Raw genomic sequence first — 19,795 nt, 5'->3', positions numbered from 1 at the left:
TGCAGATCTACAACACAGAACGGCCCCATATGGCCCTGAAAAACAAAACGCCCGATGCGGTGCATCGGGCGTTTTGAGGCCTATCGGCCTACCTGAACAGGTGTAAACCTATTTCAGGACTAGACACCGGCTGAAACTCAGCGCTTCAGCGAGGCCGGCAGGTGCGGCTGGATCGCCGTCAACACCGCCTTGAAGCACTTGATGTTGCCGGCAACGATGTGGCCCTTCTCGAGGAAGTCATGACCACCGGTGAAGTCGCTCACCAGGCCGCCCGCTTCCTGGATCAGCAGTGCGCCTGCCGCCATGTCCCACTCGCTCAGGCCCGACTCCCAGAACGCATCGAAGCGGCCGGCGGCCACATAGGCCAGGTCCAGGCTCGCGGCGCCGGCGCGGCGGATGCCGGCGGTCTGGCCGACCAGGGCACGGAACATGCCCAGGTAGTTGTCCAGGCCATCCATCTGGTTGTCACGGAACGGGAAGCCGGTACCCAGCAGGGCGCCGTCCAGGCTGGTGCGACCGCTGACGCGCAGGCGGCGACCATTGAGCTGGGCGCCACGGCCACGGCTGGCGGTGAATTCTTCCTGGCGTACCGGGTCGAGGACCACGGCGTGTTCCAGGCGGCCGCGGTACTTGCACGCGATGCTCACGGCAAAGTGCGGGACGCCACGCAGGAAGTTGGTGGTACCGTCGAGCGGGTCGATGACCCACAGGTAGTCCTTGCCTTCTTCGCCGTTGCCAGCGTGCAGACCGGTTTCTTCACCGTAGATGGAGTGGTTGGGGTACGCCTTGCGCAGGGCGTCGACGATGACTTTTTCCGCCGCGCGGTCGACTTCGGAGACGTAATCCTTGGCGTCTTTCTCATCTACCTTGATGGTATCCAGGCGCTCGATGGAGCGGAAAATCAATTCACTGGCGCTGCGGGCGGCGCGCAGCGCGATATTCAGCATGGGCTGCATGGACGTTTCACCTGGGTCGTTAAAGAAAGCCGAACATTCTAGCAGAAAACTTTGAACGAAGAAGGGCGACATTTGCTTTCATAGCGTAATGCCGGTCGCTTCTGTAAGATTTGCTCCCTTCCTTCCGTGTCTGTGAGCCGTGCCCGTGCTGCCAAGAATTCGTGTCGTCCTGGTCAATACCAGTCACCCCGGCAATATCGGCGGGGCTGCGCGCGCCATGAAGAACATGGGCCTGTCGCGCCTGGTGCTGGTCGAGCCGAACGACTTTCCTTCCCACGAGGCCAGTGCCCGTGCCTCCGGCGCCGATGACGTGCTGGCGGGTGCCGAGGTGGTGGCCACGCTCGAGGATGCGCTGGTGGGCTGCACCCTGGTGGTGGGCACCAGTGCCCGCGACCGGCGCATCCCGTGGCCCCTGCTCGATCCGCGCGAATGCGGCGCCAAGGTCGTCGAGCAGGCAGGCGAGGGTGCCGAGGTGGCGCTGGTGTTCGGCCGTGAACATGCCGGCCTGACCAACGACGAGCTGCAGCGATGTCATTATCACGTGCATATCCCGTCCAACCCGGATTTCAGTTCGCTGAATCTGGCGGCTGCGGTCCAGGTCCTGGCCTATGAAGTGCGCATGGCCTGGCTGGCAGCCGACGGGCAGGCGTCGAAAGTCGAGAAGGTCGAAGTGGCCTCGGTGCGCAGCGCAGAGCTGGCGACCATGGACGAAATGGAGCTGTTCTACCAGCACCTGGAGTCCGCGCTGGTGGACATCGGCTTTCTCGACCCGACCAAGCCCAAGCACCTGATGCCGCGTTTGCGTCGCCTGTACGGGCGCAGCGCGGTGAGTCGATCGGAAATAAGCATTTTGCGCGGCATCCTCACCGAAACCCAGAAAGCGGCCCGGGGCGATGCGCACAAGCGGAAGGATCAGTAAATGTTCGAGCGTCTGCGTGAAGATATCCAAAGCGTTTTCCACCGTGACCCGGCGGCGCGCAATGCCTTTGAAGTGCTGACCTGCTACCCGGGCATGCATGCGATCTGGCTGCACCGCGCGGCGCATGCCCTGTGGGTACGGGACTGGAAGTGGCTGGCGCGGCTGGTGTCCAACTTCGGTCGCTGGATGACCGGCATCGAGATTCACCCCGGTGCAAAGGTAGGCCGGCGCTTCTTCATCGACCACGGCATGGGCATCGTGATCGGCGAAACCGCCGAGATCGGCGATGACGTGACCCTGTACCAGGGCGTGACCCTGGGCGGCACCAGCTGGAACAAGGGCAAGCGCCACCCGACCCTGGAGGACGGCGTGGTGGTGGGGGCCGGCGCCAAGGTGCTGGGCCCGTTCACCGTGGGCGCGGGGGCCAAGATCGGCTCCAATGCGGTGGTCACCAAGGCGGTGCCGGCCGGCGCCACGGCGGTAGGTATCCCGGGGCGTATCATCGTCAAGTCCGACGCCGAGCAGGAGGCCCGGCGCAAGGCCATGGCCGAGAAGATCGGCTTCGACGCCTACGGCGTGAGCGAAGACATGCCCGACCCGGTGGCCCGCGCCATCGGCCAGTTGCTCGACCACCTGCAAGCGGTGGACGGGCGCCTGGAGGACATGTGCGGTGCGCTCAAGAACCTGGGCAGCGACTACTGCGCCAAGGAACTGCCGGCCCTGCGTGACGAAGACTTCGCGGATGTGAAGGCCGACGCCCGCAGCGACGCGTCGACGCATTGACAGAAGGGCGTGCGCTGGCGCGCCCGACTTTGCTACACTCTGCGCCGCCTCTCAGGCGCAATCCCGACTAAAGCAGTAGGTCTTATAGTTGACTTAAATGCTCGGGAATCGCATACTCGCACACATCCCGTAACTCCCGTGGTACCAAATAGCCATGCGACTGACTACAAAAGGCCGATACGCCGTGACTGCCATGCTTGACCTGGCGTTGCACGCGCAAAACGGGCCGGTGTCCCTGGCCGACATTTCCGAGCGCCAAGGCATCTCCCTTTCCTATCTGGAGCAGCTGTTTGCCAAGCTGCGTCGCAGCAGTCTGGTCTCCAGTGTGCGCGGTCCAGGCGGCGGCTACCAGCTGTCGCGCGTGATGGAAAGCATCCAGGTAGCCCAGGTGATCGATGCGGTCAACGAATCGGTCGACGCTACACGCTGCCAGGGCCTGGGTGATTGCCACGCTGGCGATACCTGCCTGACCCACCACTTGTGGTGTGATCTCAGCCAGCAGATTCACGAATTTCTGAGCGGTATCAGCCTGGCTGACCTTGTTACTCGCCGTGAGGTGCAAGAAGTCGCCCAGCGTCAGGACCTGCGCCGCATGGCGGGCCGGACACCGCATCTGGACAAGATTGAGACATCCGCCGTCGAATGACCGTTTCGACTGTGCGATGAGCCCGCCTGATAGGAGATATTCAATGAAGTTGCCGATCTACCTCGATTACTCCGCGACCACCCCGGTCGACCCACGTGTCGCCCAGAAGATGAGCGATTGCCTGCTGGTCGACGGGAACTTCGGTAACCCGGCCTCGCGTTCCCACGTCTTTGGCTGGAAAGCCGAAGAAGCAGTCGAGAACGCTCGCCGCCAGGTCGCCGACCTGGTCAACGCCGACCCGCGGGAAATTGTCTGGACCAGTGGTGCCACCGAGTCCGACAACCTGGCAATCAAGGGCGTCGCGCACTTCTACGGCACCAAGGGCAAGCACCTGATCACCTCCAAGATCGAGCACAAGGCCGTTCTGGACAGCACCCGTCAGCTGGAGCGTGAAGGCTTCGAAGTCACCTACATCGAGCCGGGCGCCGATGGCCTGATCACCCCGGCCATGGTTGAGGCAGCCCTGCGTGAAGACACCATCCTGGTGTCGATCATGCACGTGAACAACGAAATCGGCACCATCAACGACATCGCCGCCATCGGCGAACTGACCCGCTCGCGTGGCGTCATGTTCCACGTCGATGCCGCGCAGTCCACCGGCAAGGTCGAGATCGACCTGCAGAAGCTGAAGGTCGACCTGATGTCGTTCTCGGCGCACAAGACCTACGGCCCCAAAGGCATCGGCGCGCTGTACGTCAGCCGCAAGCCGCGCGTGCGTCTTGAAGCCACCATGCACGGCGGCGGTCACGAGCGCGGCATGCGTTCGGGCACCCTGGCTACCCACCAGATCGTCGGCATGGGCGAAGCCTTCGCCATCGCCAAGGAGCTGATGGCCAGCGAGAACCTGCGCATCAAGGCCCTGAGCGACCGCTTCTACAAGCAGGTCGAGAACCTTGAAGAGCTGTACATCAACGGCAGCATGACCGCGCGTATTCCGCACAACCTGAACCTGAGCTTCAACTACGTCGAAGGCGAGTCGCTGATCATGGCCCTCAAGGACCTGGCAGTGTCTTCGGGTTCGGCGTGCACCTCGGCATCGCTCGAGCCGTCCTACGTGCTGCGCGCCCTGGGCCGCAACGACGAACTGGCGCACAGCTCGATCCGCTTCACCTTCGGTCGCTTCACCACCGAAGAAGAAATCGACTACGCCGCGCAGAAGGTCTGCGAGGCCGTGACCAAGCTGCGCGAATTGTCGCCGCTGTGGGATATGTACAAAGACGGCGTCGACATCTCCAAGATCGAGTGGGCTGCGCACTAAGTAGTCGCCAGCAAGAGCGGCTCTCTGATGAGGAAGGAATAGCACCATGGCTTACAGTGAAAAGGTCATCGACCACTACGAAAACCCACGCAACGTCGGCAAGATGAATGCCGAGGACCCGGATGTCGGTACCGGCATGGTCGGCGCGCCTGCGTGCGGCGACGTGATGCGCCTGCAGATCAAGGTCAACGAGCAGGGCGTCATCGAAGATGCCAAGTTCAAGACCTACGGCTGTGGTTCGGCCATCGCTTCCAGCTCCCTCGCTACCGAGTGGATGAAGGGCAAGACCCTGGACGAAGCCGAAACCATCAAGAACACCCAGCTGGCCGAAGAACTGGCGTTGCCGCCGGTGAAGATCCACTGCTCGGTACTCGCCGAGGACGCCATCAAGGCGGCCGTGCGCGATTACAAGCAGAAGAAAGGTTTGCTCTAAGTTCGCCTGTTGCAGGTAAGGAGTCTCGATGGCTATCAGCATGACAGAAGCCGCCGCCAACCACGTGCGGCGCTCCCTCGAAGGACGCGGCAAGGGTGACGGCATTCGCCTGGGCGTTCGCACCACCGGCTGCTCGGGCCTGGCCTATGTGCTGGAGTTCGTCGACGCGCCGGACAGCGAGGACCAGGTGTTCGAAAGTCACGGCGTCAAGGTGATCATCGACCCGAAAAGCCTGGTGTACCTGGACGGAACCGAACTGGATTTCGTCAAGGAAGGGTTGAACGAAGGCTTCAAGTTCAACAATCCCAACGTGCGCGGTGAGTGTGGCTGCGGCGAAAGCTTCAACGTCTGAGGCTGCGCGTGGGTACTCCTTGTCATTTCGCCCTGTTTGACCTGCAGCCGGGCTTTCGCCTGGACCTCGACAAGCTGGCCGCGCGCTATCGCGAGCTGGCCCGCGAGGTTCACCCGGACCGCTTCGCCGATGCCCCCGAGCGTGAACAGCGCCTGGCGCTGGAGCGCTCGGCCGGCCTCAACGACGCCTACCAGACCCTCAGGAGTGCGCCCAAGCGGGCGCGCTACCTGTTGGCGATGGGGGGCCACGAAGTGCCGCAGGAAGTCACTGTCCACGACCCCGAGTTCCTTTTCCAGCAGATGCAATGGCGAGAAGAGCTCGAAGACCTGCAGGACAGTGCCGACCTCGATGGCGTGGCCGCGTTCAAGCGCCGCCTGAAGGTCGCCCAGGAAGCACTCAACGAGGACTTCGCCGCCTGCTGGGAGGATGCTGCGCAGCGTGAACAGGCCGAGCGCCTGATGCGCCGCATGCAGTTCCTCGACAAGCTCGCCTATGAAGTGCGCCAGCTGGAAGAGCGCCTCGACGATTAACCCGGTGGCGCCGTTGGCGACACCCCTGGTATCAGATAAGCATGGCCCTACTGCAGATCGCCGAACCCGGTCAGACGCCACAGCCCCATCAGCGCCGCCTGGCCGTGGGCATTGACCTTGGCACCACCAATTCGCTGGTCGCTGCATTGCGCAGCGGCATTTCCGAACCGCTGCCAGACGCCGAGGGCCGGGTCATCCTGCCGTCGGCGGTGCGCTATCACGCCAACCATGTCGACGTGGGCTACAGTGCCCGTGACGCGGCCTCCAGCGACCCGCTGAACACCGTGCTGTCGGTCAAGCGCCTGATGGGGCGCGGCCTGGCCGACGTCAAGCAACTGGGCGAGCAACTGCCCTACCGCTTTGTCGGCGGCGAGTCGCACATGCCGTTCATCGACACGGTGCAGGGCCCGAAAAGCCCGGTGGAAGTCTCGGCCGACATCCTCAAGGTGCTGCGCCAGCGCGCCGAAGCCACCCTGGGTGGCGAGCTGGTCGGCGCGGTGATCACCGTGCCGGCGTACTTCGACGACGCTCAGCGCCAGGCCACCAAGGACGCTGCGCGCCTGGCCGGGCTGAACGTGCTGCGCCTGCTCAACGAACCGACCGCTGCGGCTGTGGCCTATGGCCTGGACCAGAACGCCGAAGGCGTGGTGGCCATCTATGACCTGGGCGGCGGCACCTTCGACATTTCCATCCTGCGCCTGACCGGCGGTGTGTTCGAAGTGATGGCCACCGGCGGCGACAGCGCCCTGGGCGGCGATGACTTCGACCATGCGGTGGCCGGCTGGATCATCGAGCAGGCGGGCCTGTCTGCCGACCTTGACCCCGGCACCCAGCGTCAACTGCTGCAAGCTGCCTGTGCGGCCAAGGAAGCGTTGACCAACAGCGATGTCGTGTCCGTGAGCCATGGCGCCTGGCAGGGCGAGCTGACCCGTGCCGGCTTCGACGCGCTGATCGAACCGATGGTGGCGCGCAGCCTCAAGGCCTGTCGCCGCGCCGTGCGCGACTGTGGCATCGAGCTGGATGAAGTCGAAGCCGTGGTCATGGTCGGTGGTTCCACTCGCGTGCCGCGTGTGCGCGAGGCGGTGGGCGCGCTGTTCGGGCGTACCCCGCTGACCGAGATCGACCCCGATCAGGTGGTGGCCATCGGCGCCGCGATCCAGGCCGATACCCTGGCCGGCAACAAGCGCGACGGCGGCGAACTGCTGCTGCTCGACGTGATTCCGCTGTCCCTGGGGCTGGAAACCATGGGCGGGTTGATGGAGAAGGTGATCCCGCGCAACACCACCATCCCGGTTGCCCGTGCCCAGGAATTCACCACGTACAAGGATGGCCAGTCGGCCATGATGATCCACGTGCTGCAGGGCGAGCGTGAGCTGATCAGCGACTGCCGCTCCCTGGCGCGCTTCGAACTGCGCGGCATCCCGGCCATGGTGGCCGGTGCGGCGAAGATTCGCGTCACCTTCCAGGTCGACGCCGACGGCCTGCTCAGCGTTTCGGCGCGCGAGCTGGGCTCGGGTGTGGAATCGAGCATTCAGGTCAAGCCGTCCTACGGCCTGACCGACGGCGAGATCACTCGCATGCTCAAGGACTCCTTCGAACATGCCGGCTACGACAAGGTGGCGCGCCAGCTGCGCGAGCACCAGGTCGACGCCGAGCGTCTGCTCGAAGCGGTGCAGGGCGCGCTGGACGCCGATGGCGAGCGCCTGCTGGACGCCGAAGAGCGCCTGGCGATCGAACAACAGATGCAAGACTTGCGTGATTTGATGAACGGTACCGATGGCGCCGCCATCGAGCAGCAGACCAAGCGTCTGTCGCAAGTGACCGATGCCTTTGCCGCCCGTCGCCTTGATTCGACGGTAAAAGCCGCTTTGGCCGGGCGCAACCTGAATGAGATCGAGGAATAACTGATGCCGCAGGTGATTTTTCTGCCCCACGAGAAGTTCTGTCCGGACGGAATGGTGGTGGAGGCCGAAACCGGCAAGTCCATCCTTGAAGTGGCCCATGACAACCACATCGAGATCGAAAGCGCCTGCGGCGGCGTCTGCGCCTGCACCACGTGCCACTGCGTGATCCGCGAGGGTTTCAACTCGCTGAACGAGGCCGACGAGCTGGAAGAGGACTACCTCGACCGCGCCTGGGGCCTGGAGCCCACGTCGCGCCTGACCTGCCAGGCCAAGGTCGGCACCGAGGACGTGACCGTCGAGATCCCGAAATACTCGCTCAACCACGCCGCCGAAGCGCCGCACTGACCGTTGGAGTCATCATGAGCCTGAAATGGGTTGATGTACTTGAAATTGCAATTCAGCTTGCCGAAAGCAAGCCGCAAGTCGATCCTCGCTACGTGAATTTCGTCGAACTGAGCCGCTGGGTGCAGGCCCTGCCCGACTTCAGCGACGATCCGAACCGTGGCGGAGAGAAGGTGCTTGAAGCCATTCAGGCCGCCTGGATCGAAGAAGCCGACTGAGCGCACTCGGCAGGTTAGGCAATCCCCCGGAACCCGCGTATAATTCGCGGGTTTAATTTTTCGCTTCACTTACTGTTTCTGGAGTTACACCATGGCTGTTCAACGTACTTTCTCCATCATCAAGCCTGACGCCGTTGCCAAGAACGTGATCGGCGAGATCACCACCCGTTTCGAAAAAGCCGGCCTGCGCGTCGTTGCCTCGAAACTCAAGCAACTGTCCAAAGCCGAAGCCGAAGGCTTCTACGCCGAGCACAAAGAGCGCGGCTTCTTCGGTGACCTGGTTGCCTTCATGATCTCCGGCCCGGTCGTTGTACAGGTTCTGGAAGGCGAAAACGCCATCGCTCTGAACCGTGAGCTGATGGGCGCCACCAACCCTAAAGAAGCTGCTGCCGGTACCATCCGTGCCGACTTCGCCGAGTCGATCGACGCCAACGCCGTTCACGGTTCGGACTCCGAAGCCGCTGCTGCTCGCGAAATCTCGTACTTCTTCGCAGCTACCGAGGTAACCGCTCGCTAAGCGACAGCTTACGAGTGAGGGTGAATCCATGACGACATCGACTGGTAAAACTAACCTGTTGGGCCTGACCCAGCCGGAAATGGAAAAATTCTTCGAGTCCATCGGGGAGAAGCGTTTCCGTGCCGGCCAGGTAATGAAATGGATTCACCACTTTGGCGTCGATGATTTCGACGCCATGACGAATGTCGGCAAGGCCCTGCGCGAGAAGCTCAAGGCCGTTGCCGAGATTCGCGGCCCCGAAGTGGTCAGCGAGGACATCTCCAGCGACGGCACCCGCAAGTGGGTGGTGCGCGTGGCGTCCGGCAGCTGCGTCGAGACCGTGTACATCCCCCAGGGCAAGCGTGGCACCCTGTGTGTCTCGTCCCAGGCCGGTTGCGCCCTGGACTGCAGTTTCTGCTCCACCGGCAAGCAAGGATTCAACAGCAACCTCACCGCCGCCGAAGTGATCGGACAGGTGTGGATTGCCAACAAGTCGTTCGGCAGCATTCCAGCCACCATCGACCGCGCCATCACCAACGTGGTGATGATGGGCATGGGTGAGCCGCTGCTCAACTTCGACAACGTGGTCGCCGCCATGCACCTGATGATGGACGACCTGGGCTACGGCATTTCCAAGCGCCGTGTGACCCTGTCCACCTCCGGCGTGGTGCCGATGATCGACCAGCTGGCCAAGCACATCGACGTGTCCCTGGCGCTGTCGCTGCACGCACCCAACGACGCCCTGCGCAATGAGCTGGTACCGATCAACAAGAAGTACCCGCTCAAGATGCTGCTCGAGTCGTGCATGCGCTACATGGCCGAACTCGGCGAGAAGCGTGTGCTGACCATCGAGTACACCCTGCTCAAGGACGTCAACGACAAGCTCGAGCACGCGGTCGAGATGGTCGAGCTGCTCAAGAACATCCCGTGCAAGATCAACCTGATTCCGTTCAACCCGTTCCCGCACTCCGGCTACGAGCGTCCGAGCAACAACGCGATCCGCCGCTTCCAGGACCACCTGCACCAGGCCGGCTACAACGTTACCGTGCGCACCACCCGTGGCGAGGACATCGACGCGGCCTGTGGTCAGCTGGTGGGGCAGGTGATGGACCGCACGCGCCGCAGTGAGCGCTATATCGCGGTACGGCAGCTCAATGCCGACGCCGATATGCCGCAAACCGGCGCGGCGGGCAACTGAGGCCGACATGGGCCTGCGCGCCGCGCTGCCAACCCTGTTGCTGACGCTGCTTGCCGGCTGCGTCGGCAGCGGCAGTTCCGACCCGCTGCAAAGCGGCAAGGGGCGCGAAGAGGCACGCCAGGCCTATGTGCAACTGGGCCTGGGTTATTTGCAACAAGGTTTGACCGAACGCGCCAAGGTGCCGCTGAAAAAGGCCCTTGAACTGGACGCTCGCGACCCGGCAGCCAATGCCGCGCTGGCCCTGGTGTTCCAGCGCGAGGACGAGCCGGCGCTGGCCGAGGGGTATTACCGCAAGGCCCTGGCTGCCAACCCCGACGCCCCCCGTATTCGCAACAATTTCGGCAGTTTCCTGTATGCACAGGGGCGCTATGCCCAGGCGCAGCAGATGTTTCGCCAAGCGGCGGCCGATACCCTGTATCCTGAACGCTCCCGGGTTTTCGAGAACCTTGGCCTGACCGCCATCAAGCTGGGTCAGCGCGAGCAGGCGCGTGAACACCTGCAAAAGGCTTTACGGCTCAACCAGCAGCAACCGCGCGCGTTGCTCGAAATGGCTGAGTTGTCTTACGAAGACAGGCATTATGTGCCGGCGCGCGACTACTACGATCGTTTCAGCCAGCTGAGCGATCACGGCCCCCGCAGCCTGCTGCTGGGTTCGCGCCTGGCAACTGTATTCGAAGAACCTGACAAGGCCGCCGAACTGGGCGTGCAATTACAACGACTTTATCCCGGTACGCCGGAATATCAGCAATACCTGTCGGAGCAATGATGAAAGCGGCGCATCCCGAAGTAGCAGCAGCGACTCGCCAGAATCCCGGTGAGACCTTGCGTCAGGCCCGTGAAAGCAAGGGCTTGTCGCAGGCCGAAGTGGCCCGCAAGCTCAACCTGACCGTGAGTTCCCTGAACAACCTTGAAACCGGCGCGTTCGACAAGCTGCCAGGGCATACCTTCGCCCGCGGCTATATCCGTGCCTACGCCAAGCTGTTCGAGATGGACCAGGCCGAACTGGTGCTGGCCTTCGACCAGGCCACCGGCAGCAATTCCCAGGGCAGCGACGTGCATGCGCTGGGGCGTATCGAAGAGCCGGTACGCCTGTCGCACAACATCCTGCGCATCGTCAGCCTGTTGCTGCTGATCCTGGTGATCGGCGGTGGCTTCTTCTGGTGGCAGGACCAGACCAGCCTGCGCGGCAAGGACCTGGCCAGCCTGGCCATGGAACACGTCGAGGTCGAGAGCGCCGACGGTACCACCCAGATCCACCCGCTGGACGAGCCTGAAGACCAGGCCGTGGCCGAAAGCCAGGAAGCGCCGGCTGCCAGCGCACCGGCCGAGCAGGCCCAGCCTGCCACCGACGAGGCTGCCGCACAGGCCCCGGCCGCCAGCAGCCCGGCGCCAGCTGCGCCTACCGCACCCGTAGCCCCGGCTCCCGTAGCGCCGGCCCCTGCGGCCAGCGCCCCGGCTTTGGCTGCCGCCCCTGCGCCTGCAAACCCCGCCACCCCCGCTGCGCCAGCGGCTGCACCGGCTGCCGGCAGCGCCTCGTTGCACATGCAGTTCGTTGCCGATTGCTGGACTTCGGTCACCGACGGCAACGGCAAGGTGCTGGTCAATGCCACCAAGCGCAAGGGCGAGACCCTCGAGCTGACCGGCAAGCCGCCGTTCGCGGTACGCCTGGGCTTTGCCCGTGGCGCACAGATCAGTTTCAACGGCCACCCCGTCGACGTGGCGCCGTTCACCAGTGGCGAGACTGCTCGCCTGAAGTTGGGACAATAAGTCATGCACGGCGAATCTCCGATCAAACGTCGCGAATCGCGCAAAATCTGGGTAGGTAATGTGCCTGTCGGCGGCGATGCACCCATCGCCGTCCAGAGCATGACCAACACCGACACCAACGACGTCGATGCCACCGTCGCACAGATCACCCGCCTGGTGGATGCCGGCGTCGACATCGTGCGCGTCTCGGTACCGGACATGGACGCGGCCGAAGCCTTCGGCCGCATCAAGCAGCGGGTCAGCGTGCCGCTGGTGGCCGATATCCACTTCGACTACCGCATCGCCTTGCGCGTGGCCGAGCTGGGTGTGGACTGCCTGCGCATCAACCCCGGCAACATCGGCCGCGAAGACCGCGTGCGCGCGGTGGTGGATGCCGCGCGTGATCGCGGCATCCCTATCCGCATCGGCGTCAACGCCGGCTCCCTGGAAAAGGACCTGCAGAAGAAGTACGGCGAGCCCACCCCGGCGGCCCTGGTCGAGTCGGCCATGCGTCACGTGGAGCACCTCGATCGCCTGGACTTCCAGGACTTCAAGGTCAGCGTGAAGGCCTCCGACGTGTTCATGGCCGTCGAGGCCTATCGCCTGCTGGCCAAGCAGATCGTGCAGCCGCTGCACCTGGGCATCACCGAAGCCGGCGGCCTGCGCTCGGGCACGGTGAAATCGGCCGTGGGCCTCGGTATGCTGCTTGCCGAAGGGATTGGCGATACTATCCGCATCTCGCTTGCCGCCGACCCGGTCGAGGAAGTGAAGGTCGGCTACGACATCCTCAAGTCGCTGCACCTGCGTTCGCGTGGCATCAACTTCATCGCCTGCCCGAGCTGCTCGCGGCAGAACTTCGATGTGGTCAAGACCATGAACGAGCTAGAAGGGCGCCTCGAAGACCTGCTGGTACCGCTGGACGTGGCGGTGATCGGCTGTGTGGTCAACGGCCCGGGCGAAGCCAAGGAAGCCCACGTGGGGCTCACCGGCGGCACGCCGAACCTGATCTACATCGATGGCAAGCCGGCGCAGAAGCTGACCAATGACAACCTGGTGGATGAGCTGGAAAAACTCATCCGCCAGAAAGCGGCCGAGAAGGCCGAGGCCGACGCGGCAGTGATTGCCCGCGGTTGACCGACACCGATTTCGTTAAGGATTTACCGTGAGCAAATCGCTGCAAGCCATTCGTGGCATGAACGACATCCTGCCCGAGCAGACCCCGCTGTGGCGCTATTTCGAGAGCACCGTGGCCGGCCTGCTGGACACCTACGGCTATCGCCAGATCCGCACCCCGATCGTCGAGCCGACCGAGCTGTTCAAGCGTTCCATCGGTGAAGTGACCGACATCGTCGAAAAAGAGATGTACACCTTCGCCGACCGCAACGGCGACTCCCTGACCCTGCGCCCCGAAGGCACCGCCGCCTGCGTGCGCGCCGTGCTCGAACACGGCATCAGCGGTGGTGGCCAGGTGCAGAAGCTCTGGTACATCGGCCAGATGTTCCGCCACGAGCGCCCGCAGAAGGGCCGCTATCGCCAGTTCCACCAGATCGGCCTGGAGGTGTTCAACCTCGATGGCCCGGACATCGACGCCGAGCTGATCGTGCTCACCTGGCGCCTGTGGGGCCTGCTGGGCATCCGCGATGCGGTCAAGCTCGAACTCAACAGCCTGGGTACCAGCGAAGCCCGCGGCCGTTACCGTGACGCGCTGGTCGAGTTCCTCTCGGCGCGCCTGGAGCAACTGGACGAAGACAGCCAACGTCGCCTCAAGACCAACCCGCTGCGCATCCTCGACAGCAAGGACGCCAACACCCAGGCGGCGCTGGTGGGTGCACCGAAGCTCGAAGACTACCTGGACGAAGAATCGCGCGTGCACTTCGAGGGCCTCAAGGCTCGTCTGGACGCCGCCGGCATTCCGTTCGTGATCAACACCAAGCTGGTGCGTGGCCTGGACTACTACAGCAAGACCGTGTTCGAGTGGGTCACCGACAAGCTCGGTTCCCAGGGCACCGTATGTGCCGGTGGCCGCTACGACGGCCTGGTCGAGCAGATGGGCGGCAAGCCGACCCCGGGCGTGGGTTTTGCCATGGGCATCGAGCGTCTGCTGCTGCTGATCGAGACCCTGGGCCAGGTGCCCGAGTCGATTTCGCGTCAGATCGACGTCTACCTGTGCGCCTTTGGCGAACAGGCCGAACTCGCCGGGCTGGCCCTGAGCGAGCGTCTGCGTGACCGCCTGCCGGGCTTGCGCCTGCAGGTCAATGCCGGTGGCGGCAGCTTCAAGAGCCAGTTCAAGAAGGCCGACAAGAGCAACGCTCTGTATGCCTTGATCCTGGGGGACGACGAACTGGCGCAACAAGTGGTAGGTTTCAAACCCCTGCGTGGTCAGGGCGAACAACAAAACATTGCCTGGGATGCTCTGGCCGAGCACCTGGAAGCTTCCCTCGCGCAGGCGTGAAGCGGGTCAACAGCCGATTTGGTGAAAAGGAGTATTGGGGTGTCGAGTAGCGATGATGAACAACTGGCCGCATTCAAGGATTGGTGGCAGCGCAACGGCAAACCACTGCTGACCGGTGGCCTGTTGGCGCTGGTGGTAGTGTTGGGCTGGCAGACCTGGCAGAAGTACCAGGGCAACCAGTCCCAAGGTGCTTCGAACCTTTATCAGGCCCTGCTTGAAACCACCCTGACGCCGACCGGCCAGCCGGACATGGCCCAGGTCGCGGACCTGTCGGGCAAGCTCAAGAGCGAGTTCGGCGGCACGGCCTACGCGCAGTACGCCAGCCTGTTCGTGGCCAAGGTCGCGGTCGAGAGCGGCAAGCTCGACGACGCCGCCAGCGAACTGAAAAGCGTGCTCGACAAGCCGGCCGACGCCACCCTGGGCGAAATTGCCCGTCAGCGCCTGGCCCGTGTACTGGCCGCGCAGAACAAGGTCGATGACGCCCTGAAGCTGCTCGATGGCGATGCCGACAAGGCCTTCCTGGCCAGCCGTGAAGAACTCAAGGGCGACCTGCTGGTACAGCTGGGTCGCGCCGATGATGCTCACGCCGCGTATCAGAAGGCCAAGGCCGCGCTGTCGGATGACGCCGCGATCGGTGGCCTGCAACTCAAGCTCGACGACCTTGCCAAAGGGGATGCGTGACGTGATCGGTTGGAAACATGCAGCAGTGCTGGCCGTGGCCCTTCTGGCCGTTGGTTGCAGCAGCAACAGCAAAAAGGAACTGCCGCCGGCCGAGCTGACCAAGTTCACCGAAGAGGTGGTACTGAAGAAGCAGTGGAGCCGTTCGATCGGTGACGGCCAGGGCGAGAGCTTCAACATGCTCGTCCCGGCCATCGAGAACGACCGCATCTACGCCGCCGATGTGACCGGCGTGGTGATGGCGCTGGACCGCATGAACGGCGACGTGATCTGGAAGAAAGACCTCGACCTGCCGGTATCCGGTGCGGTGGGTGTCGGCTACGGCCTGGTCATGCTCGGCACCCTCAAGGGTGAAGTGATCGCCATGGATGCCAGCACCGGCGAAGAAAAGTGGCGTGCGCGGGTCACCAGTGAAGTACTGGCGCCCCCGGCGACCAACGGCGACGTGGTGGTGGTGCAGACCCAGGACGATCGCGTGATCGGCCTGGATGCCAGCACCGGCGACCGCCGCTGGATCTACGAAAGCACCCCGGCTGTACTGACCCTGCGCGGTACCGGTGCGCCGATCGTGACCAACCGCCTGGCCGTGGCCGGCCTCTCGACCGGCAAGGTCGTGGCGCTGGACACCCAGAACGGCGTGCCGGTCTGGGAGCAACGCGTTGCCGTTCCGCAAGGGCGTTCCGAGCTGGACCGCGTGGTGGATATCGACGGCGGCCTGCTGCTGTCGGGCGGTGTGCTGTACGTGGCCAGTTACCAGGGGCGTGTCGCCGGCCTCGAGCTGGAAAGCGGTCGCGTGCTGTGGCAGCGCGATGCCTCCAGCTACGCCGGTGTGGCCCAGGGCTTTGGCAACGTCTACGTGAGCCTGGCGTCCGGTACGGTCGAAGGCATCGACGAGCGTTCTTCGTCGGCGCTGTGGAGCAACGACTCGCTGGCCCGTCGCCAGCTGTCGGCACCGGAAGTGTTCTCCAGCTACGTGGCCGTGGGTGACCTGGAAGGTTACCTGCACCTGCTGAGCCAGGTGGACGGCCGCTTCGTGGGTCGCGAGCGCATCGACAGCGATGGCCTGCGTGCACGCCCGCTGGTGGTAGGTGACATGATTTATGTGTTTGGCAACAGCGGCAAACTCGAGGCGCTGACCATTCGCTGAGTCTATGCTTGAGGCCTGCGGGCCTCGGGCTGCGGCGCCTTCGGGGCGCCGCCCGAACTCCGGCCGCTGCACTGCAGCGGCCTTTGTATTTTTTGAATTCAAGCAGTGGAGAGCCGCATGGTTCCCGTAATCGCCCTGGTGGGCCGACCGAACGTCGGCAAATCTACAATGTTCAACCGCCTGACCAGGACCCGCGATGCCATCGTTGGCGACCTGTCTGGCCTGACCCGTGACCGTCAATATGGCGAGGCGCGCTGGCAAGGGCGCTCCTACATCCTGGTCGACACCGGTGGTATCTCCGGTGACGAACATGGCATGGACGAAAAAATGGCCGAGCAGTCGCTGCTGGCCATCGAAGAAGCCGATGTGGTGCTGTTCCTGGTCGATGCCCGTGCCGGTCTGACCGCTGCCGACCAGATGATTTCCGAGCACCTGCGCAAGCGCAACAAGCGCTCGTTCCTGGTGGCCAACAAGATCGACAACATCGATCCGAACACCGCCATTGCCGAGTTCGCACCCCTGGGCATGGGCAACGCCATCGGCGTGGCCGGCGCCCAGGGCCGTGGCGTCAACAACCTGCTCGAGGCTGTGCTCAGCGACTTCCCGCGGGACAAGGAAGAAGAAGAGATCGACATGAACGTCGCCGAGGGCGAGGAAGCCGTGCGCATTCCTGGCCCCAGCGAGAAGGATGGCATCAAGATCGCCATCATCGGTCGCCCCAACGTCGGCAAGTCGACCCTGGTCAACCGCATGCTCGGTGAAGACCGTGTGATCGTGTACGACCAGCCCGGCACTACCCGCGACAGCATCTACATTCCCTTCGAGCGCAATGACGAGAAGTACACGCTGATCGACACCGCCGGTGTGCGCAAGCGCGGCAAGATCCACGAGGAAGTCGAAAAGTTCTCGGTGGTCAAGACCCTGCAGGCGATCAAGGACGCCAACGTGGTGATCTTCGTCATGGATGCCCGCGAAGGCGTGGTGGACCACGACCTGAACCTGCTGGGCTTCGCCCTGGAAGCCGGTCGCGCCATCGTGATCGCGCTCAACAAGTGGGACGGCATGCAGCCGGGCGAGCGTGACTACGTGAAGACCGAGCTGGAACGACGGCTGTTTTTCGTCGACTTCGCCGACATTCACTTCATTTCGGCACTGCACGGCACTGGCGTGGGCAACCTGTACCAGTCGGTGCAGAACTCGTTCAAGTCGGCGGTCACCCGCTGGCCGACCAGCCGCCTGACGCAGATCCTCGAAGACGCGGTCAGCGAGCACCAGCCGCCGATGGTCAACAGCCGTCGCATCAAGCTGCGTTATGCCCACCTGGGGGGTGCCAACCCGCCGATCATCGTGATCCACGGCAACCAGGTGGAGAAGGTGCCCAAGTCCTACTCGCGCTACCTGGAAAACACCTACCGCCGTGTGCTCAAGCTGGTCGGTACGCCGATTCGCATCGAGTACAAGGGTGGCGAGAACCCGTACGAAGGCAACAAGAACACCCTGACCGACCGCCAGGTCAACAAGAAGCGCCGCCTGATGTCGCACCACAAGAAGTCGGCCAAGAAGCGCAAGGACAAGCGCTGATGGTGCGGGAGCCGGCCTTGCCGGCGAAATGGGCAGCGCGGATCAACTGAACCGCGCTTACCCTTTCGCCAGCAACGCTGGCTCCTACAACCTGGCGGTCCAATCCGCTATGCTCGGAGCCTGACCGCGCAGGAAAGAGGGCTCCATGATCAGCAGCAAGTTGCCGAACGTCGGCACCACCATCTTTACCACCATGTCCCAGCTCGCCGTGCAAACCGGCGCCCTGAACCTGTCCCAGGGCTTTCCCGATTTCAACGGCCCGCAAGCGCTGCTGGACGCGGTAGGGCGGCACATCAGTGCCGGCCACAACCAGTATTCCCCCATGACCGGCCTGCCGGCCCTGCGTCAGCAGGTAGCGGCCAAGGTCGCTCGCCAGTATGGCGTGACGGTCGATGCCGACCACGAGGTGACCATCACCCCCGGCGCCACGGCCGCGATCTTCTGCGCCATCCACGCGGTGATCCGCCCCGGCGACGAAGTCATCGTCTTCGACCCCTGCTACGACAGCTACGAACCCGCCGTGGAACTGGCCGGTGGCCGTTGCGTGCACGTGCAACTGGGCGCCGACAGCTTTGCCATCGACTGGCAGAAACTCAGCGATGCGCTGAGCCCGCGTACCCGCATGATCGTCATCAACTCGCCGCACAACCCCAGCGGCGCGCTGATTACCCGTGCCGAGCTGGACCAGCTGGCGGCGCTGATCGCCGACCGTGACATCTATGTGCTCAGCGACGAGGTGTACGAGCACCTGGTGTACGACGGCGCGCGCCACGCCAGCGTGCTGGCCCACGAGGCCCTGTACGCGCGGGCCTTCGTGGTCAGTTCGTTCGGCAAGACCTACCACGTGACTGGCTGGAAGACCGGCTATGTGATCGCGCCGCCAGCCCTGAGTGCCGAGTTGCGCAAGGTGCATCAGTACGTCAACTTCTGCGGCGTGACGCCGCTGCAGTGGGCGCTGGCCGATTTCATGGCCGAGCACCCGGAACATGTCGAAGAGCTGCCGGCGTTCTACCAGGCCAAGCGCGACCTGTTCTGTGGCCTGCTGCAAGGCTCTCGCTTCCAGTTCAAGCCGGTGGCCGGTACGTATTTCCAGCTGGTGGACTATTCGGCGATTCGCCCGGACCTCGACGACGTGCAGATGTCGGTATGGCTGACCCGCGAACACGGCGTGGCGACCATTCCGGTGTCGGTGTTCTACCAGCAACCCATTCCCGAGCAGCGCCTGGTGCGCCTGTGTTTCGCCAAACGCGAGGAGACGCTGCGTCAGGCAGCGGAAAAACTATGCGCGATCTGAGTACATTGCCCAACCTGACCGTGGCGCTGGTGCAGACCAGCCTGGCCTGGCAGGACCGCATGGCCAACTACGAGCATTTCGAGGTGCTGCTGGAGCAGGCCCGCGGCGCGGACCTGATCATCCTGCCGGAGATGTTCACCACCGGTTTTTCGATGGACTCCGAAAGCCTGGCCGAGCCGGAAAACGGCCCCACCTACAAATGGCTCAAGAGCCAGGCCAGGAAGCTCGATGCCGTGGTGACCGGCAGCGTGATCATCCAGGCCGAGGACGGCAGCCACCGCAACCGCCTGCTGTGGGCGCGCCCGGACGGCGAGATCCTGTTCTACGACAAGCGCCACCTGTTCCGCATGGCCGGCGAGCACAAGCACTACACCCCCGGCGAGCGCCAGGTGCAGTTCGAGCTCAAGGGGTGGCGGGTGCGCCCGCTGATCTGCTACGACCTGCGCTTCCCGGTGTGGAGCCGCGATGCACAGGACACCGACCTGCTGCTGTACACCGCCAACTGGCCGGCGGCGCGGCGCCTGCACTGGAACCGCCTGCTGCCGGCACGGGGCATCGAGAACCTGTGCTACGTGGCGGCGGTGAACCGCGTGGGCACCGATGGCAAGGGCTTTGGTTACAGCGGCGACAGCCAGGTGCTGGACTTCCAGGGCGAGAGCCTGCTCAGTGCCGGCGAGGCCGACGGCGTGTTCACCGTGGTGCTGAGTGCGGCGGACCTTGCCGCATACCGCACGCGGTTCCCGGCCAACCTGGATGCCGATACCTTCGACCTGCACTGACCCCTTCGCCGGCAAGGCCGGCGCCTACGGGCATCCCCCAGCCCCCTAGGCGCCGGCCGTGCCAGCCGAGACTGGCGCTCAAT

At 63.9% G+C, this 19,795-nt stretch carries 22 protein-coding genes; 21 read left to right on the top strand and 1 reads right to left on the bottom strand.

Translation table 11 applies throughout. The features are described 5' to 3' along the window. Positions 1–137 precede the first annotated feature (137 nt). Entirely contained in the window at positions 138–956 is an 819-nt protein-coding gene (suhB, locus tag QMX96_RS24490; RefSeq protein WP_043864459.1) for an inositol-phosphate phosphatase, read from the bottom strand. Positions 957–1,101: 145 nt separating this feature from the next. Between suhB and trmJ the strand changes: the two genes are divergently transcribed. From trmJ to QMX96_RS24385, 21 genes are all read left to right on the top strand, one after another. Beyond that, positions 1,102–1,875, top strand: a complete 774-nt coding sequence (gene trmJ, locus QMX96_RS24485) for a tRNA (cytosine(32)/uridine(32)-2'-O)-methyltransferase TrmJ (RefSeq protein ID WP_043864460.1) — start codon at positions 1,102–1,104, stop codon at positions 1,873–1,875. Then, entirely contained in the window at positions 1,876–2,658 is a 783-nt protein-coding gene (gene cysE, locus QMX96_RS24480; RefSeq protein WP_054916605.1) for a serine O-acetyltransferase, read from the top strand. A gap of 154 nt (positions 2,659–2,812) precedes the next feature. Continuing rightward, positions 2,813–3,304 (top strand): Fe-S cluster assembly transcriptional regulator IscR, encoded by a 492-nt coding sequence (iscR, locus tag QMX96_RS24475; RefSeq protein ID WP_043864462.1) that lies wholly within the window; start codon positions 2,813–2,815, stop codon positions 3,302–3,304. A gap of 43 nt (positions 3,305–3,347) precedes the next feature. Then, the gene (locus QMX96_RS24470) at positions 3,348–4,562 is read left to right on the top strand and encodes an IscS subfamily cysteine desulfurase (RefSeq protein ID WP_043864463.1); all 1,215 of its coding nucleotides are present in this window, start codon (positions 3,348–3,350) and stop codon (positions 4,560–4,562) included. Positions 4,563–4,608: 46 nt separating this feature from the next. Next, positions 4,609–4,995, top strand: a complete 387-nt coding sequence (gene iscU, locus QMX96_RS24465) for a Fe-S cluster assembly scaffold IscU (protein WP_002552476.1) — start codon at positions 4,609–4,611, stop codon at positions 4,993–4,995. Between the two features lie 28 nt (positions 4,996–5,023). Continuing rightward, positions 5,024–5,347 carry an iron-sulfur cluster assembly protein IscA gene (gene iscA / locus QMX96_RS24460; protein WP_043864464.1) on the top strand — a complete coding sequence of 108 codons (324 nt, stop codon included), beginning with the start codon at positions 5,024–5,026 and terminating at the stop codon, positions 5,345–5,347. Between the two features lie 8 nt (positions 5,348–5,355). After that, the gene (gene hscB / locus QMX96_RS24455) at positions 5,356–5,877 is read left to right on the top strand and encodes a co-chaperone HscB (RefSeq protein ID WP_043864465.1); all 522 of its coding nucleotides are present in this window, start codon (positions 5,356–5,358) and stop codon (positions 5,875–5,877) included. A 41-nt stretch (positions 5,878–5,918) separates the two neighbouring features. After that, entirely contained in the window at positions 5,919–7,781 is a 1,863-nt protein-coding gene (hscA, locus tag QMX96_RS24450; protein ID WP_078479943.1) for a Fe-S protein assembly chaperone HscA, read from the top strand. Positions 7,782–7,784: 3 nt separating this feature from the next. Beyond that, entirely contained in the window at positions 7,785–8,126 is a 342-nt protein-coding gene (fdx, locus tag QMX96_RS24445; RefSeq protein ID WP_043864467.1) for an ISC system 2Fe-2S type ferredoxin, read from the top strand. Positions 8,127–8,140: 14 nt separating this feature from the next. Next, positions 8,141–8,341, top strand: coding sequence for a Fe-S cluster assembly protein IscX (gene iscX / locus QMX96_RS24440; RefSeq protein WP_054916604.1), 201 nt, complete (start codon positions 8,141–8,143; stop codon positions 8,339–8,341). A 91-nt stretch (positions 8,342–8,432) separates the two neighbouring features. Next, positions 8,433–8,858, top strand: a complete 426-nt coding sequence (gene ndk / locus QMX96_RS24435; RefSeq protein ID WP_043864469.1) for a nucleoside-diphosphate kinase — start codon at positions 8,433–8,435, stop codon at positions 8,856–8,858. A 28-nt stretch (positions 8,859–8,886) separates the two neighbouring features. Beyond that, positions 8,887–10,035: a 23S rRNA (adenine(2503)-C(2))-methyltransferase RlmN gene (gene rlmN / locus QMX96_RS24430; RefSeq protein WP_054916603.1), complete on the top strand. Its 1,149-nt coding sequence runs from the start codon at positions 8,887–8,889 to the stop codon at positions 10,033–10,035. 7 nt (positions 10,036–10,042) lie between these two features. Beyond that, positions 10,043–10,801, top strand: a complete 759-nt coding sequence (gene pilW / locus QMX96_RS24425; RefSeq protein WP_282362606.1) for a type IV pilus biogenesis/stability protein PilW — start codon at positions 10,043–10,045, stop codon at positions 10,799–10,801. Beyond that, on the top strand, positions 10,801–11,802 hold the full coding sequence (locus QMX96_RS24420; RefSeq protein WP_282362605.1) for a RodZ domain-containing protein: 1,002 nt from the start codon (positions 10,801–10,803) through the stop codon (positions 11,800–11,802). The genes pilW and QMX96_RS24420 overlap by 1 nt, the downstream gene beginning before the upstream one ends. 3 nt (positions 11,803–11,805) lie before the next feature. After that, a complete protein-coding gene (gene ispG, locus QMX96_RS24415) occupies positions 11,806–12,915 on the top strand; it encodes a flavodoxin-dependent (E)-4-hydroxy-3-methylbut-2-enyl-diphosphate synthase (protein WP_043862521.1) in 1,110 nt (369 codons plus the stop codon). Positions 12,916–12,943: 28 nt separating this feature from the next. Next, positions 12,944–14,233: a histidine--tRNA ligase gene (gene hisS / locus QMX96_RS24410; protein WP_054916601.1), complete on the top strand. Its 1,290-nt coding sequence runs from the start codon at positions 12,944–12,946 to the stop codon at positions 14,231–14,233. A gap of 39 nt (positions 14,234–14,272) precedes the next feature. Next, on the top strand, positions 14,273–14,914 hold the full coding sequence (locus QMX96_RS24405; RefSeq protein ID WP_043862519.1) for a tetratricopeptide repeat protein: 642 nt from the start codon (positions 14,273–14,275) through the stop codon (positions 14,912–14,914). Beyond that, a complete protein-coding gene (gene bamB, locus QMX96_RS24400; protein WP_054916600.1) occupies positions 14,907–16,058 on the top strand; it encodes an outer membrane protein assembly factor BamB in 1,152 nt (383 codons plus the stop codon). Before QMX96_RS24405 ends, bamB begins: the two co-directional genes overlap by 8 nt. A gap of 117 nt (positions 16,059–16,175) precedes the next feature. Next, positions 16,176–17,639, top strand: a complete 1,464-nt coding sequence (der, locus tag QMX96_RS24395; protein ID WP_043862517.1) for a ribosome biogenesis GTPase Der — start codon at positions 16,176–16,178, stop codon at positions 17,637–17,639. A gap of 145 nt (positions 17,640–17,784) precedes the next feature. After that, positions 17,785–18,933 carry a pyridoxal phosphate-dependent aminotransferase gene (locus tag QMX96_RS24390; protein ID WP_116052914.1) on the top strand — a complete coding sequence of 383 codons (1,149 nt, stop codon included), beginning with the start codon at positions 17,785–17,787 and terminating at the stop codon, positions 18,931–18,933. Next, complete coding sequence (locus QMX96_RS24385; RefSeq protein WP_043862515.1) at positions 18,921–19,712, top strand: amidohydrolase; 792 nt, start codon at positions 18,921–18,923, stop codon at positions 19,710–19,712. Before QMX96_RS24390 ends, QMX96_RS24385 begins: the two co-directional genes overlap by 13 nt. The last annotated feature ends 83 nt before the right edge of the window (positions 19,713–19,795 follow it).

The sequence above is a fragment of the Pseudomonas sp. PS01300 genome, assembly GCF_029960155.1.
GTDB lineage: Bacteria > Pseudomonadota > Gammaproteobacteria > Pseudomonadales > Pseudomonadaceae > Aquipseudomonas > Aquipseudomonas palmensis.
The sequence above is the reverse complement of the archived record's forward strand: the minus strand, read 5'-3'. Positions and strand labels throughout refer to the sequence as shown.

Coding starts and splice junctions, on each gene's coding strand:
- suhB (WP_043864459.1), bottom strand. CDS start 956: ATGCAGCCCATGCTGAATATCGCGCTGCGCGCCGCCCGCAGCGCCAGT.
- cysE (WP_054916605.1), top strand. CDS start 1,876: ATGTTCGAGCGTCTGCGTGAAGATATCCAAAGCGTTTTCCACCGTGAC.
- iscR (WP_043864462.1), top strand. CDS start 2,813: ATGCGACTGACTACAAAAGGCCGATACGCCGTGACTGCCATGCTTGAC.
- QMX96_RS24470 (WP_043864463.1), top strand. CDS start 3,348: ATGAAGTTGCCGATCTACCTCGATTACTCCGCGACCACCCCGGTCGAC.
- iscU (WP_002552476.1), top strand. CDS start 4,609: ATGGCTTACAGTGAAAAGGTCATCGACCACTACGAAAACCCACGCAAC.
- iscA (WP_043864464.1), top strand. CDS start 5,024: ATGGCTATCAGCATGACAGAAGCCGCCGCCAACCACGTGCGGCGCTCC.
- hscA (WP_078479943.1), top strand. CDS start 5,919: ATGGCCCTACTGCAGATCGCCGAACCCGGTCAGACGCCACAGCCCCAT.
- fdx (WP_043864467.1), top strand. CDS start 7,785: ATGCCGCAGGTGATTTTTCTGCCCCACGAGAAGTTCTGTCCGGACGGA.
- iscX (WP_054916604.1), top strand. CDS start 8,141: ATGAGCCTGAAATGGGTTGATGTACTTGAAATTGCAATTCAGCTTGCC.
- ndk (WP_043864469.1), top strand. CDS start 8,433: ATGGCTGTTCAACGTACTTTCTCCATCATCAAGCCTGACGCCGTTGCC.
- rlmN (WP_054916603.1), top strand. CDS start 8,887: ATGACGACATCGACTGGTAAAACTAACCTGTTGGGCCTGACCCAGCCG.
- pilW (WP_282362606.1), top strand. CDS start 10,043: ATGGGCCTGCGCGCCGCGCTGCCAACCCTGTTGCTGACGCTGCTTGCC.
- QMX96_RS24420 (WP_282362605.1), top strand. CDS start 10,801: ATGAAAGCGGCGCATCCCGAAGTAGCAGCAGCGACTCGCCAGAATCCC.
- ispG (WP_043862521.1), top strand. CDS start 11,806: ATGCACGGCGAATCTCCGATCAAACGTCGCGAATCGCGCAAAATCTGG.
- bamB (WP_054916600.1), top strand. CDS start 14,907: ATGCGTGACGTGATCGGTTGGAAACATGCAGCAGTGCTGGCCGTGGCC.
- der (WP_043862517.1), top strand. CDS start 16,176: ATGGTTCCCGTAATCGCCCTGGTGGGCCGACCGAACGTCGGCAAATCT.
- QMX96_RS24390 (WP_116052914.1), top strand. CDS start 17,785: ATGATCAGCAGCAAGTTGCCGAACGTCGGCACCACCATCTTTACCACC.
- QMX96_RS24385 (WP_043862515.1), top strand. CDS start 18,921: ATGCGCGATCTGAGTACATTGCCCAACCTGACCGTGGCGCTGGTGCAG.